Origin of the sequence: Bradyrhizobium sp. IC3195 (assembly GCF_020193585.1) — a bacterium.
GTDB lineage: Bacteria > Pseudomonadota > Alphaproteobacteria > Rhizobiales > Xanthobacteraceae > Bradyrhizobium > Bradyrhizobium yuanmingense.
In genome coordinates this window covers 204,798-218,878 of the sequence record NZ_JADYVG010000003.1, presented here as the reverse complement: position 1 = coordinate 218,878, position 14,081 = coordinate 204,798, and the positions used below count along the sequence as shown (strand labels likewise).

8 protein-coding genes are annotated in these 14,081 nt (G+C 63.0%); 2 read left to right on the top strand and 6 right to left on the bottom strand.

The window, feature by feature from the left end:
- Nucleotides 1-7 precede the first annotated feature (7 nt).
- Nucleotides 8-5,296 (bottom strand): VCBS domain-containing protein, encoded by a 5,289-nt coding sequence (locus tag I6F09_RS08330; protein WP_225187859.1) that lies wholly within the window; start codon nucleotides 5,294-5,296, stop codon nucleotides 8-10.
- A 656-nt stretch (nucleotides 5,297-5,952) separates the two neighbouring features.
- On the opposite strand from I6F09_RS08330, the gene I6F09_RS08325 reads away from it, so the two are divergent.
- Nucleotides 5,953-6,684 carry a transglutaminase-like cysteine peptidase gene (locus I6F09_RS08325; RefSeq protein ID WP_036021290.1) on the top strand — a complete coding sequence of 244 codons (732 nt, stop codon included), beginning with the start codon at nucleotides 5,953-5,955 and terminating at the stop codon, nucleotides 6,682-6,684.
- 177 nt (nucleotides 6,685-6,861) lie between these two features.
- Nucleotides 6,862-7,977 (top strand): lysozyme inhibitor LprI family protein, encoded by a 1,116-nt coding sequence (locus I6F09_RS08320; protein ID WP_225111610.1) that lies wholly within the window; start codon nucleotides 6,862-6,864, stop codon nucleotides 7,975-7,977.
- 187 nt (nucleotides 7,978-8,164) lie between these two features.
- On the opposite strand, the gene I6F09_RS08315 is transcribed toward I6F09_RS08320, so the two are convergent.
- The 5 genes from I6F09_RS08315 to I6F09_RS08295 form a co-directional block, all read right to left on the bottom strand.
- Nucleotides 8,165-9,364 carry an ABC transporter substrate-binding protein gene (locus I6F09_RS08315; protein WP_035997612.1) on the bottom strand — a complete coding sequence of 400 codons (1,200 nt, stop codon included), beginning with the start codon at nucleotides 9,362-9,364 and terminating at the stop codon, nucleotides 8,165-8,167.
- An 81-nt stretch (nucleotides 9,365-9,445) separates the two neighbouring features.
- Entirely contained in the window at nucleotides 9,446-11,284 is a 1,839-nt protein-coding gene (locus I6F09_RS08310; protein ID WP_225187858.1) for an AMP-dependent synthetase/ligase, read from the bottom strand.
- A 95-nt stretch (nucleotides 11,285-11,379) separates the two neighbouring features.
- A complete protein-coding gene (locus I6F09_RS08305) occupies nucleotides 11,380-12,168 on the bottom strand; it encodes an ABC transporter ATP-binding protein (protein WP_057028237.1) in 789 nt (262 codons plus the stop codon).
- Nucleotides 12,169-12,171: 3 nt separating this feature from the next.
- On the bottom strand, nucleotides 12,172-12,930 hold the full coding sequence (locus I6F09_RS08300) for an ABC transporter ATP-binding protein (protein ID WP_035997604.1): 759 nt from the start codon (nucleotides 12,928-12,930) through the stop codon (nucleotides 12,172-12,174).
- Nucleotides 12,927-14,078: a branched-chain amino acid ABC transporter permease gene (locus I6F09_RS08295; protein WP_225152904.1), complete on the bottom strand. Its 1,152-nt coding sequence runs from the start codon at nucleotides 14,076-14,078 to the stop codon at nucleotides 12,927-12,929. The genes I6F09_RS08300 and I6F09_RS08295 overlap by 4 nt, the downstream gene beginning before the upstream one ends.
- Nucleotides 14,079-14,081: the final 3 nt, after the last annotated feature.

Here is a 14,081-nt window from a genome sequence, read left to right as displayed (position 1 = left end):
GCCGCGATCAGGCATGGAGTATGTCGCTCGCCTGAAGACTGCTGACGCACTTCAGGAGAACCGTGTTTGCCGCGTCGATCGTGATCAGGGTGTCCGCCGTCCCCGACGCGGACACATGTTGATCCATCCACGCCTCGATGTCGCTGATCGTCCCCAAGGCCGTCAGGTCGATCTTGTCCGTACCCGAGGTGAAGTTTAGGATCGTGTCCTGGTTCGAATTGGCCGCGAACTTGAACTGGTCCTGATAACCGGTCCCGAACAGCACGTCCTTGCCGGTCGTGCTGGCGAGCGTCACCGGACCTTGTTCGCTCAAATTGAAGATCAGGTTGACCGTATCGGTCGCGCCATGACCGTCGGTGACGGCAATAGCCACTTTGTCCGTGGCAGCCGTGCTTTGGCCGGGCTCGGTGTATGCCAGCCCCTGGAGTGCTGAATTGACGCTGTCCAAGGTATCGGACATCGGTGCAGGCTCCACATAAGTGCCCGAGTCCGCCACCGCGGTGAGTGCAAAGGTTTCATCGAGAGCAGCGTCGGCGTCGGTGACCGTGATGCCCTGAACGAAGACCAGGACGCCTTCCTGCGATACGCTGATCCGGTTGACGTCGATCACCGGTGCGACGTTCTCGTCGTCCGCGCCGGTCACGTCCACCGTGAGCATTGCCGTGCCGGTCGCACCATGCGCATCTTTAGTCTGGACGGTGAATATATCGGTATAGGCCCCATCCGAAAGGGCGTTGATAGCCGCTGCGTTGGGAACGTAGCTGTAGCTGCCGTTGGAATTGACCGTCAGCGAGCCGTAGAGTCCCGCGACCGTCGTGGCCGCCTGGTGATCTGAATTGAGGACGGCATAGGTCAGCGTCGCCGTCTCACCGCTGTCGGCGTCGGTCCCCGCCAGTTGCCCGGTGAGATTGGAGAAGCTGTCGTCGTCAGCGGTGTCCGTGAGCGGGCCGATGTGGAGATCGGACAGCGTCGGTGCGTCGTTCGTGCCGGTGATGTTGATGGTCACGACCGCGCTAGTTCCAAAGCCCTGAGCATCCGACGGAACGATGGTGTATTGCAGCGATAGCGTCTGACCGGCGGCGAGGAAGTCGAAGGCCTGGCCGGCCGAGTTGAATTGCCAGGTAAACTGGGCGTGGGTCGCCGTGCCGTTGAGAATGTCGCCGGACGGCACGGTCAGATAGTTCAGGAGATCGGCATGCGACAGCCCGCCGACGCTGCCCGTTTGCAACACGTTGTCGAGCTTAACCTGCACCGCATCGACCGATACCGTGACGTGATCGGTCGCGTCGACGTCGGAGACCGCCAGCACGCCATGCGAGAGCTGGCCGCCATTGGTCTCCGTCAGATCGGCAAATGCGCCGCCCGGCCCGGAGGTCCCGCTGGCCCAATCCGCATCACCTTCAATGGCGAGGCTCTTGGTTGGGTTGACCGTGTTGGAGGCCGTGCTCCCGCTGCCGTCGCCAAGCGTATAATAGGCGGCCAGATTGGCCTCGTTGCCGGTGAGCGCGGTGAAGTCGTACGACTGGATTTGCGCCTGCGTGAGTGCGGTGGTCCAGACGCTGACATCGGCGATCGAGCCGGTGAAGCCTTGCGTACCGAAGCCCGGAGCGTACCTGCCGCTCGCCGCTCCGATCATCATGTAGGACGGCTCCTGAGCGCCAGCGATCGCGTTGACGCCGCCACTGTGGGAATAGACGGCGTTGCCATCGACATAAAGCGTGAAGATGCCGTCGTCACGCGTCAAGGCGAGGTTATGCCATTGCCCCGCAGTAAGCGCGAAGCCGGTATCCTGGATCTCGACGCCGCCCTCGAGAATCGCGATCTCCAGCTTGCCGCTGATGACAGTGCCCATGAGGCCGAAACCGGTGGTCGAGGTATTGCCATTGTAGAACAAGACCTGGCTGGCGGAGGCAGCGTCTCCGTTCCAGTTCACCCAGCCGTCCAGCGTCACGTCGTCGGTGGCGACGGTCGGTACGTCGCCGACCGCGATGGTCGCACCGTCGAAGTTCATGTAGTCGGACGTCACATAGGAGACGGTCGGCGCATCGTTGGTGCCGGTGATGGTGACGGTGACGTCTTGCGTGACAGTCGCGTTGTGATTGTCCTTGAAGGTGACGGTGTAGACCTGAGTTATGGTCTGCCCTTCCGCCAGCGACTGCAGCACGGGATCGTTGTTGTCGAGCGTGAAGTGCCAGTCGAGCGTCGCGCCGGTGCTGGTGTCGGCGTTGGATTCGGACACCGCGCCGATGGAGAAGGTGCCGATGTTCGTGCTGTCGTCCTCGAATCCCGGCAGAGCCGAACTGACGGACGATGACTTGAACTGCACCTGCGCCGTATGGGTGTCGATCAGGTCAACGTCCTGGATCGCCAGCGTACCGCTGGTCGTCAGCGAGGCGCCGTCATCCTCGGTAACCGCACCCGTTGCCGCCTCGGGATCGCTCGTGATCGTCGGCGCGTCGTTGGCGCCGTTGATCGTGACAGTGACGTCCTGGGAGACCTGCGCACCGTGATCGTCAGTAAAGGTGACGGTGTAGACCTGGGTGATGGTCTGGCCATGCGCCAGCGATTGCAGCACCGCATTGTCGTTGTCGAGGCTGAAGTGCCAGCCCAGCGTCGCGCTGTTGTCGGTATCGGTGTTGAACTCCGCGACCTCGCAATCGATCGTGAAGGTGCCGAGCGGCGCATTACCATCGAAGCCCGGCAGATGCGCGTTCGACGTCGCCGACTTGAATGCGGCCTGCGCGGTGTGGGTGTCGATCAGATCGAGATCCTGAATCGCAAGCGTGCCCTCGATCGACAGCGTCGCGCAGGCATCCTCGGTGACGCTGCCCTTTGCAGCGTCTGCATCACTCGTGATGGTCGGCGTGTCATTGGTGCCGGTGATGGTGACCGTGACGTCCCGGGTGACGGTGCCACCGTGATGGTCGTCGACGGTCACGGTGTAGACTTGGGTGATGGTCTGGCCTTCGGCCAGCGACTGCAGCACCGGATCGTTGTCGTTGAGCGTGAAGGTCCAACCCACTGATCCGCGCGTGCTGACACCCGGACTCTCGCTCACCGCGGTCAGCGCGAAGGTCCCGATATGCGAGGTGCCGCTGCCGAAGCCGGGCAGATGCGCGTTCGACGTCGTCGACTTCAGGACGTAACTGGCAGTGTGCGTATCCGTGAGATCGGGGTCGTTGAAGGCGACGCTGCCGTTCGCCGTCAGGGTTGCCGCCGTATCCTCTGTCACTTCTCCGGTGGGCGTCGTCGAGTCCTCGACGATCGTCGGCACGTCGTTGGTGCCCTCGACATTGACGTCCGCACCGTCGATGGACACGGTGATCGGCGTGCTGACGACGCCGCCGTGCCCGTCATCGACCTGCACCACGTAGTTGAGGATCAGCTTCTCGTCCTCGGCCAGGAAGTCGAAGAGCTGATCGGGAACGCTGTAGGTCCAGGTGGCCGTGCCGTTGTTGCTGTTTCCGGCACCCTGAACCACGGTCAGCGGCACTTTGACGGCAGCGATCGCCGCGAGTTGCTCCGGCGTCAGGGACGCAGTGATATCGTTGCCTTCGGCATCGAGATATTTGAACGGCTCGACGGACGAGAGCGCCGCGCTCACGATCGGCCGGTCCGTCAGATCGACGTCGGTGAAGGTGACCGTGCCCGTGATGATGTCCAGCGCCTCGTTGCCGGTCCCGACCTGTTCGACGACGGTGCCGCCTGACGTCGCAACGGTAGGCTTGTCGTTCGTTCCCGTGATCGTGATGGTGATCGGGATGAACCTGGACTCGGGGTTCACCGTGAAATTGGTGTCGACGCGGACCATGTAGGTCAGCGTCAGGGTTTCGCCGGCCGCGAGGAAGTCGAAAACGTGGTCGGGGATCGTGTAGGTCCAGACCGCCGAGCCGTTGTTGTTGTTGGCGGGGTCGGGGACGACGCTGATCTGGATCTGCGTCGCCGCGATGCCCTGCTTCTGGAGCTCCGAGAGGGAGCCGGTGACGTCGTTCTGGCCCGCAGTTTTGTAGACGTAGTTCGGCGCCTCGGCGAGGCTGATGCTCACCGTCGGCCGGTCGCCGAGGTTCTGATCGACGAACCTGATCACGCCGGAAATCGTGTCGGCGCGCGTGTCGCCGGTCGTGTCCGCACGCTCCGTCAACGCGAACGCCGTCTTCACGTTGCCGCTCGCGTCGAAGCTCTGCGCGATCGGCTGGCCGGGAATGCGTACGATGAGCGGCGTGGAGGTGGTGGGCGTCTCCGATCCCTGCGGATTGAGATTGACGAATGTTGCGGTGGCGCTAGGGCCGGACGACGATTTGAGTAACACCTCATAGCCGAACGGCGTGATCGTATCGGTGTAGTTCGTGGTCAGCTTGGTGTTGGTGTTGTTGTCGGTAAACTTCAGCGTGAACACGTCCGTGATCAGCTTCTGCACCTCCGGCGACATCAGTGCATTGGTGATCGAGACGTTGCCGCCGCTGATCTGGATCATCTGGCCGGCCTGGTTGACCGTCGCGATCGGCAGCAGCGTGACCTTGTCGAACAGGATGTAGGAGCCGGTCGTGCCGTTCGGCTCGACCAGCACCTGGAAGCTCGCCTGCGGCTGCGGATCGCCGCCGCCGGCGGGAACGACGAAGTTGATCTGGGTCAGCACCGCCGTGCCGCGGATGCCCATGGTGGCGACCGGCGTGTCGACCTTCATGTCGCCGCGCTTGGCGGTTTCGCCGGCGACGAAGGTGATGGTGCCCGCGACGAGGCTGAGCAGCGAGGAATTGTTCGACCCGTTGGGGTCGTAGACCATCTCGTTCAGCACCATCCGCGCGTTGGAGGACAGGCCGAACACGGTGCCGTCAATGAAGGTGATGCCGAGCGTCGAGTCGGCGCCGGTCGAGACCACGTCGCCCTTCTCGACGTTGTCGCCATTGTTCAGGATGACCGAGACGCCGTTGCGGATCGCGGTCGCGCTTCCCACGAGCTTGGTGACGTGACCGATGACCTGGCCCGCACCGGCACTGGGCGCGGCCTGGGCAACCTGGACATGGCCGGTGAGGGCGTTGACGACGTCGCCGCTGAGGTGGGCGCCGTCGGGCGAAGCGAGCGCGGCGCGCTTGTCGCCCCTGAAATAATCGTGAACGACGAACTCATGGCCGTCGTGGGACAGCACAAGGTCGAGCCCGGCACGCTTGAACTCGCCGTTGAAGATCAGATTGGGGTCGGGAACGACGAACGCGCCGTCGGGCGCGTGACCGTTCGCCTTCGCGGTAAAAGAATCGATATTTGCCCCGACGGGCGAGCGGGAACCCTGGCCGTCCAAAGAAATCGCGCCGTCAAATTGGCCAGCGTAATTCAACCGGGCACCGTAAAAAGGGTTAAAATCTAAGTAAGTATCGACCGCCTAAGCTTGCATAGCATTAGCAAGTCCTTAGCGATACCATCTATTGCTTGTGTGATTTCGCATCACTTGGCCCCGGGAGGCCCCACGGCGTGGCGCCGCGACAGAGGAGTGAAAGTAATTCCTCAAATATTCGTATGTCGAATTCAGCCTGTTTCCACGCATTTCCAGTCATCCAAAGTAACCTGCTGTATAGTTACGAAGCAGATACTTTCATCATCTTTCCGTCGCGAGCTCCCGCAGCATCCTGCGGCAAATACGGAGTTAAATCTGTGACCTATCTAACAGAACCCCATGAAATGGGGGTTGTTAGCCATAGGACCCAGATTCGGCACTGCCACAACCTGGGTCTGCAATTGGCTCCATTTCGCGGCAACGCGACACCTCCTAGCCGGCGAATCGTAGAATTTTACGCAATTTCGGTAGGCCCATTTCAGCCTGTCACCCGGTTTTGGAACCCCTGCCGGGCGCGTTAAGCAGAACAAAACGGCCCGTCTCGCACTATCTCCGCGAAAGCAACAAAGCCCGGCACGTCGAGATCGAGGGGGATCTCGTGAAGCCTGGGAAGGGGATGTCAGATGGAGACCGCTGCTCGCTCGCGCGCCTGGCGCGCAATCCTTGTCATGTGCGGCTTGATCCTGCTCGGATCGGCCGCCGAGCTTCGCGCCGGCACGCTGCTGTCGCCCGGAGCCGGCGTCCTAGTGCGCAAATCCGCCGAACCGTTCGGCGTGTTCGCCTTCGCCATCTCGTCCGGTAGCCTGCAGCAGAGATGGTCCGTGCTGAAGGACAAGCTCGACGACGACATGGTGCAGCTCGCGCTGTGCGACGGCGACCGGGACAATTGCGCTTCACCGGCAGCGCTCGAGCTGCTCGCCATAGTCGACCACGCCCGCGCCCGCGACGGTCGCGCGCGGCTCGGCGAGGTCAACCGCGCCATCAATCTCGCCATCCATGCCGCCAATGATGGCACCGACGACGTCTGGAGCTCGCCGCTTTCGACCTTCGCGCGCGGGACCGGCGATTGCGAGGACTATGCCATCGCCAAGCTGGCCGCGTTGCGGCTGGCGGGAATTGCCTCTGAGGACCTCCGCATCGTTGTGGTGCGAGACGTCAGGGCCGGCGAGGCGCACGCAATTGCCGCGGCAAAGCTCGACGGGCAATGGCTGATGCTGGACAATCGCCGCATGGCGATGGTCAAGGATGACGCGACGCGGAGCTATCAGCCACTGTTCGTGCTCCACCAGTCGGCCGTGCTGAAATATGTCGACGAGCCGGTGCAGGTCTCGATGGCGGCCGCCGAGGCACGTTGATTGTTCGTAGCTGGATAGAGCGCAGCAAAATCCGGGACTCTTACCACTCGCACCGGCCCCGGATTAAGCTTGCGCTCCATCCGGGCTACAGACCTTCCACTGCTCGTCCCCACAAACCCATTTCACCGCGCAAGACCAGACGCTAGCATGGCGCCTTCCGTGCGGGGGCGACTTGGAATGCGATTCATCGTGCTGTCTGTGCTTGCGCTGCTGGCATTGCCGGCGGTGCCCGCGTCCGCGCAATCCGACCGCGCGATCGCCGACAGGCTGCCGCTGTTTGCCAGGAACAAGTGCCAGCCGATTCGCGACCCCGGCAACCAATTGTTCTGCGGTGATGCCGCGCTTGCCGCCGCCGCCGAGAAGCTGAGCATCGCGATCGAGGAGCGGCTCGCCCGCCTGCCGGATCGCCTGCCCGCTATCGAGGAGAATGCGATCTGGGTCCGCCAACGCAACCTCAGCTGCGGCATCGTCGGCCAGACCGCGATCCGCCCCGACCAATTCGAGACCGTCAAGGCGTGCCTGCTCAAGGTCACCGAGGAGCGCGCCGCGATCGTTCGCGATCCGGATTTCGACTGCCTTGCGGCCAACACTGCTGCGGGCGCGGTGATCTGCGCAGACCCCTCGCTGACGCTTGCCGAAACCGAGCTCAACGGCCAGGTGCTCGGCCTGATCGGCAAATTGGACCCGACTGCGGCACGCTTTGCCTTCGCCGAATATGGACGGTGGACGCGCGAGCGCGACCGCAAATGCAATCTGGTCGGCAAGGAGAACGTGCCGCTGCAGGAGCTGGAATCCGCGGAGGACTGTCTCGCCGACCATTTGAAGCGCAAGACAGATGAAATCCGCGCCGCGAAGGGCGATCCCAAAAAAGTGTTCGGCCGGCAGGTCGCGGCCCGCATTCCCGACGCCGACGCCGTCGATTTCTGCGCCGCGCGGATTCATGCGGCCAATTCCTGCGGCAACTTCCTGCGCATCAACCGCGTCTATGCGCTCGACAGCCAGGTGACCGACCAGGAGGCACAGGTCACGGGCGAAATCGAGATGGCCGTGCTCGCTCCCTTCACCGTGTGCAGCAGGATCGCCTCCATCTGCACCGGCACCTGCTGGGACGCCACGACGGGTCGGCCGCAGCAGGGAGCCGGCAACAAGACGCGCCCAGCAGACGTCTTCAACGTCACGCGCCGGCTGAGGGTCCAGCGAACCTTCGCCTTCGTTAAAGCCGCCGACGGCTGGCGCTGCCGGGAAGACGAGCTCGCCCCGGTGAATTCGGGCACCGCGGGCGGAGGATCGTAGGGTTCTCTCTTCCTTCTCCCCTTGTGGGAGAAAGTGGCGCGCGCAAGCGCGCCGGATGAGGGGTTCTCTCCGCACGCAAGACGTGCGTGAAGGATAGAGACCCCTCACCCGGCTCGCCGCTTCGCGGCGATCCACCCTCTCCCACAAGGGGAGAGGGTGCACTGAGCTCGACGCAAGAGAGCCCGCATCAGAACATCAGATTGTCCTTCACCAGGACCCAGCGGCCGCCCTTGACCTGCTGCACCTGGGTGATGGTGTTGGCGAGGTGGTCGGTCTTGGAGAACTTGGTGGGGGGCGAGTTGAAGATGTCGAGGAATTTCTCGCCCGACTCGAGCGCATCGAGCATCTTCTGCCCGGTGAGATCCTTGCCGGCCTTGTTGGCATAGAACGCAAAAGTCATCATGGCATTGTAGCCGATGATGGCTTGCGTGTTGGCGTCGGCGTTGAACATCTTCTTGTAGTTGACGAGCCAATCCTTCACCTTGCCCTTGGCGGTGTCCTCATAAGGAATCTCGAAGCCACTGGCAGCATAGAGACCCTCGACGGCGTCCTTGCCCAGCGCAGGAACCTCCATCACGTTCGTGGGGGTGGCCCCGAGGAAGGTGACGTCCCAGCCGAGCTTCTTGGCTTCGGTCATCGCCCCGATGGTCTCGCGCAGCACGGTGCCGAGCACGACGAGGTCGCAGCCATCTGACTTCATCTTGGCGATCTGCGCGCTGAAATCGGAGGCGCCGCGCTTGTAGCTCGTGATCGAGGCCGGCTGCGCCTTCATGGCAGTGAGCTGCTGATTGAAGCCATCGAGCACGTTCTTACCGTACTCGTCGTCCTGATGCATGATGCAGGGCTTCTTGAAGCCCTTCCACTCGATCATGTATTTCACCGCAGCCCGCGTGCTCTCGACATAAGGCAGCAAATTGTTGAACTTCAGACGCTCCTGCGGCTTGGCCGGATCGAACTTGAAGGTGAATTCGGCCGCCGTCAGCGGGAACAGCTGCAGGACACCGGCATCGAACAGGATGTCTTGCGCGGCGAGCACCGTCGGTGATCCCATCGGCCCCACCATCGCGAAGATCTTGTCGCGCTCGATCAGCTTTTGCGACGCCAGCACGGCCTTCTTCGGATCGTAGCCGCTGTCCTCGACGACCAGCCGGATCTTGCGGCCGTGAATTCCGCCGGCCGCATTGATCTCCTCGGCCGCCATCTTCATGCCGTTCGCGACCGGAACGCCCCACCCCTTGATCGGGCCTGACAGGTCCTGGTGAGTGCCGATGACGATCTCGGTTGCCGAGATGCCCTCGTTCGTGACCTTGGTTTGCGCTGCGGCCGGCAGACAGGTGAGCACCACGGCACCCACAGCAAGGCCGAATGCGCTGAACGATTTCGACATTGACGTCTCCTCTCCTAAAGGCCCGTATTGCACGAAGGGCGGGGCCACAGCTCCTTCGCTTTCTCGAAATGGACCGGCTCGTCACGCCACCGCACGCTCGCGATACATCGCCTCGATCTCGGCGGCGTAGCGCTTGTTCACGAAGCCGCGCTTCAGCTTCATGGTCGGCGTCAGCTCCTCGTCCTCGGGCGTGAGCTGGCGCTCGATCAGGTAGAACCTCTTGATGGTCTCGACGCGGGCAAAATTGCCGTTGACATGCTCGATCTCGCGCCCGATCAGGTCCTGGATCTCCCTCGCCCGGCACAGGCTGGCATAATTGGTGAAGGGGATGTCGTGATCCTGGGCGAACTTCTCAACATTCTCCTGGTCGATCATCACGAGGCAGGTGAGATAGGGCCGCTTGTCGCCGATCACGACCGCGTCGGAGATGTAGGGCGAGAACTTGAGCTGGTTCTCGATCTCGGACGGCGTGATGTTCTTGCCGCCCGAGGTGATGATGATGTCCTTCATCCGGTCGGTGATGCGCACGAAGCCCTCATTGTCGATGGTGCCGACGTCACCGGTGTGCAGCCAGCCGCGGGAATCGATCGTCTCTGCGGTCTTCTCCGGCTGGTTCAGATAGCCCATGAACAGGAAGTCGCCCTTGATCAGGATCTCGCCGGCGGGCGACAGCGCGACCTCGCCCCAGGGCACCGCGGTGCCGACCGAGCCGAGCTTGATCTTGTCCGCGGGCATCATGGTTGCGACCCCGCAATTCTCGGTCTGACCGTAGACCTCGTGCATGTCGATGCCGAGCGCCAGATACCAGCGGATCAGCTCCGGTGCGATCGGGGCTGCGCCGGTGAACGCGATGCGGCAGCGGTCGAGTCCGATCATGCGGCGGATGTTGCGGAACGCGACCAGGTAGGCGATGCGGTTGGCGATGCGCAGCGATAGCGGCGGCGCCCTGCCCTCGAGCCGGCAATCGACCATGCGGTAGCCGATGCCGATGGCGCGGCGATAGACCCATTGCTGCAGCGGCGTTGCATCCTTCAGCGCGATGGTGATGGCGGAATAGAACTTCTCCCAGACGCGCGGCACGGCCAGAAAGGCGGTCGGCTGCACCTCGCGCAGATTGTCAGGCACGGTTTCCGGGCTCTCGGCAAAATTCATCACCGAGCCGAGCGCGACCGAGATGTAATAGCCGCCGATACGCTCTGCGACGTGGCAGAGCGGCAGGAAGACCAGCCGGTTCTCGTCCTCTCGCGCAGGTATGAAGTCGTTGGCGTGCCGCATCTGGTGGGTGACGCTGCGATTGGCGTGCATCGCGCCTTTCGGCGGGCCGGTCGTGCCGGACGTATAGACGAGGACCGCGAGATCGCCGGCACTGCGGCTGTCGATCATCTCCTGCCACAGCGCTTCGCGGCCGACCATGTGGTTGCGGCCGAGCGCGCGAAACTCGTCCAGCGACATCACCATGTCATCCGAGAAGCCGCTGAGGCCTTCCATGTCGAACACGATGATCTTCTGCAAGCTGGGGCATCGCGCGCGGCAGGTGAGAATCTTGTCGAGCTGCTCCTCGTCCTCGGCGAAGATCACCTTCGTGGCGGAGTCGTTGACGAGATACTCGACCTGGGACGAAGAATCGGTCGGATAGATTCCGCTAGAGACGCCGCCGGCGCACAATATGCCCATGTCGGCATAAACCCATTCGGGCACAGCATTGGCGATGATGGAGGCGACCTCGCCGGGCATGAAGCCGACGGCGCGGAGCGCGTAGGCGATCTCTTTGGAGATCTCCAGCCATTCTCGCCAGCTCGTCGGCTGCCAGATGCCGAACTTCTTCTCGCGGATCGCCGGCCTGTCGCCCCGCGTCTCGGCGGCGCGCAAGAAGCTCTTCGCGATCGTATCAGCGACCGTCAGCACCGCCGGTCGGGCCATGCACCTCTCCTCCTTGTCGCCTTCCCTCCGCTGCCTGCCTTGCCGGCCGGTCTTTGCTCAACGTTGGGCAAGCTCATCTTACTGCCAGCTCGTCCTCACCGCCACGTCTTCTTCTTTTTCCAGCGCCGCTCGCCGCGCGCGCCGGCTTCCTTGGCGCCAAGGTAGAATTCCTGGATGTCCTGGGAATGCATCAAGCGGTCGCAGGTATCGTTCATCACGATACGGCCGATCTCCAGCACATAGCCGTAATGGGCGGTTTCCAGCGCCACCTTGGCATTCTGCTCGACCAGCAAGATCGACATGCCCTGCTCCTCGTTGACCCGGCGGATGATGGTGAATATCTCCTTCACCAGGAGCGGCGACAGGCCGAGCGATGGCTCGTCGAGCAAGAGCAGCGTCGGCCGGTTCATCAGCGCGCGCCCGATCGCGAGCATCTGCTGCTCGCCGCCGGAGAGCTGGCCCGCCGGCTGGTTAATGCGCTCCTTCAGGCGCGGGAAATAGCCGTAGACGCGATCCATGTCTTCCGCGACGCCGTCCCGGTCCTTGCGCGGATAGGCACCCATCATCAGGTTCTCGCGCACCGAGAGGAACGGGAACACCTCGCGCCCCTCGGGCACGTGGCTGAGGCCGAGCCGCACGATGCGGTCGGCCTCCATGCGCTGGATCGGCTTGCCCATGAACTCGATCGCGCCCTTCTGCGGATCGAGGATGCCGGAGATGGTCTTCAGCACCGTGGTCTTGCCGGCCCCGTTGGCCCCGAGCAGCGTGACGATGCGCCCGCGCGGCACCTCCAGCGAGATGCCGCGGATCGCCATGATCGGCCCGTAATAGCTCTCGATGTTGGAGAGCTTGAGGATGATATCCTGGGGCGCAGCGGCATCCATCGATCAGGCTCCCAGATACGCGGCAACGACGTCGGGGTGCTGCTGCACTTCAGCGGGCGAGCCCATCGCCAGCACCCTTCCGTAGTTCAGTGCGATGACGCGATCGGAGACCCGGTTGACCAGCGACATGTCGTGCTCGACCATCAGCACCGTGATGCCGAGCTCGGTTCTCATGTCCCGAATCCAGAACGACATATCGCCGGTCTCCTCCACGTTGAGACCCGAGGACGGCTCGTCCAGCAGGATCAGCTTCGGCTCCGAGCATAGCGCGCGCGCCAGCTCGATCACCTTGCGCACGCCGTAAGGCAGGCCCGAGATCAGCTTGTCGCGATAGGGTTCGAGGTCGAGGAATTCGATGACCTGCTCGACCCGGCGGCGGTGAACCTTTTCGTTGGCCCGCACGCTCGGCAGGAACAAGAGCTCCTGCCACAGCTGCGTGGTCGAATGGCGGTGGCGGCCGACCAGAAGGTTCGACAGCACGGTCGCGTTCTCGAATAGCTCGATGTTCTGGAAGGTACGGGCGATGCCGAGCTTGGCGATGTCGTAGGGTGGTTGCTCGGTGATGTCCTGGTCCTCGAAGAAGATACGGCCCGAGGTCGGCCGGTAGATCCGCGAGATCAGGTTGAAGATCGAGCTCTTGCCGGCTCCGTTCGGCCCGATGATCGAGAGGATCTCGCCCTTCTCCACCGCGAACGAGACCGCATCGACCGCCTTGAGGCCGCCGAAATGCAGCGACAGGTTCTCGGCGCGGAAATAGCTCATCGATTGCGCTCCGACTTCACGTAGATCTTCTGCCGCTTGAAGGTGGCGCGCTTGTAGAGCGGGAACAGCTGGAAGAAGAGCTTGATCTTGAGCCAGCGGCCGTAGAGCCCGAGCGGCTCGAACAGCACGAACAGCACGATGATGATGCCGTAGATCGCGCCCTTCAGGCCGTTGAGCGAGGCGAAGGCCGCGACTTTCGCCTGGATATTGCCCGCAGTCGCCGTGCCGGCGCCGAATGTCGCGGCAATGCCGGCGATGATGCCGGGCATGTCGTCCTTGAGATAGGTGAGGAACGGGTCGATCATCACGATGAAGATCGCGCCGAGCACGGCGCCGTGCAGGCTGAAGGTGCCGCCGATCAGGATGACGATGATGAACTCGATCGAGAGCTGAAGCGTGAACATCTCCGGCGAGATGAAGGAGAGCTTGTGCGCGAACAGGACGCCGGCAAAGCCGGTGATCGCGGCCGAGATCGCGAACGACTTCACCTTGTAGAGCGCGACATTGACGCCCATGCTGCGCGCCGCCGTCTCGGAATCGCGGATCGCGACGAAGGCGCGGCCCGTCGGTGAACGCAGCAGATTGAGCGTGCCGACGATGGTCAGCACCAGCACGGCGAGGCAGAGATAATAGAAGGTCGGGCTGTCGCGCGGCACGGCGACGCCGAGCAGCGACAGCGTCTTGACCCGCATGCCCTCGTTACCGTGGGTAACGCTTTCCCACCGCGCCAGGATCTCCTCCACGATCAGGGCAAACGAGATGGTGGCGATGACGAGATAGATGCCGGTGAGGCGCAGCGCCGGAAAGCCGACCATCGCGCCGATGATGCCGGTCAACAGCCCGGCGGCGAGGAAGTAGACGGGGAACGGCACGTTGTATTTCTGCAAGTACGCCGCCGTGTAGGCGCCGATCGCGAGGAACGCCGCGTGCCCAAGCGAGGCCTGGCCGGTGAAGCCGGTCAGAATCAGCAGCGCCACGCCGACGATCGCATAGATGCAGACGAAGACGAGCTGGCTCATCAGATAGCTGGAGAGCACGTGGGGCGCGATCAGCAGCAGCGCAAGCAGGACGCCGTAGGTGACGACGTAGCCCGAATGCGGGAACAGCTTGATGTCGTCCTCGTAGTCGGTCTTGAACAGGAAGCGCATGGC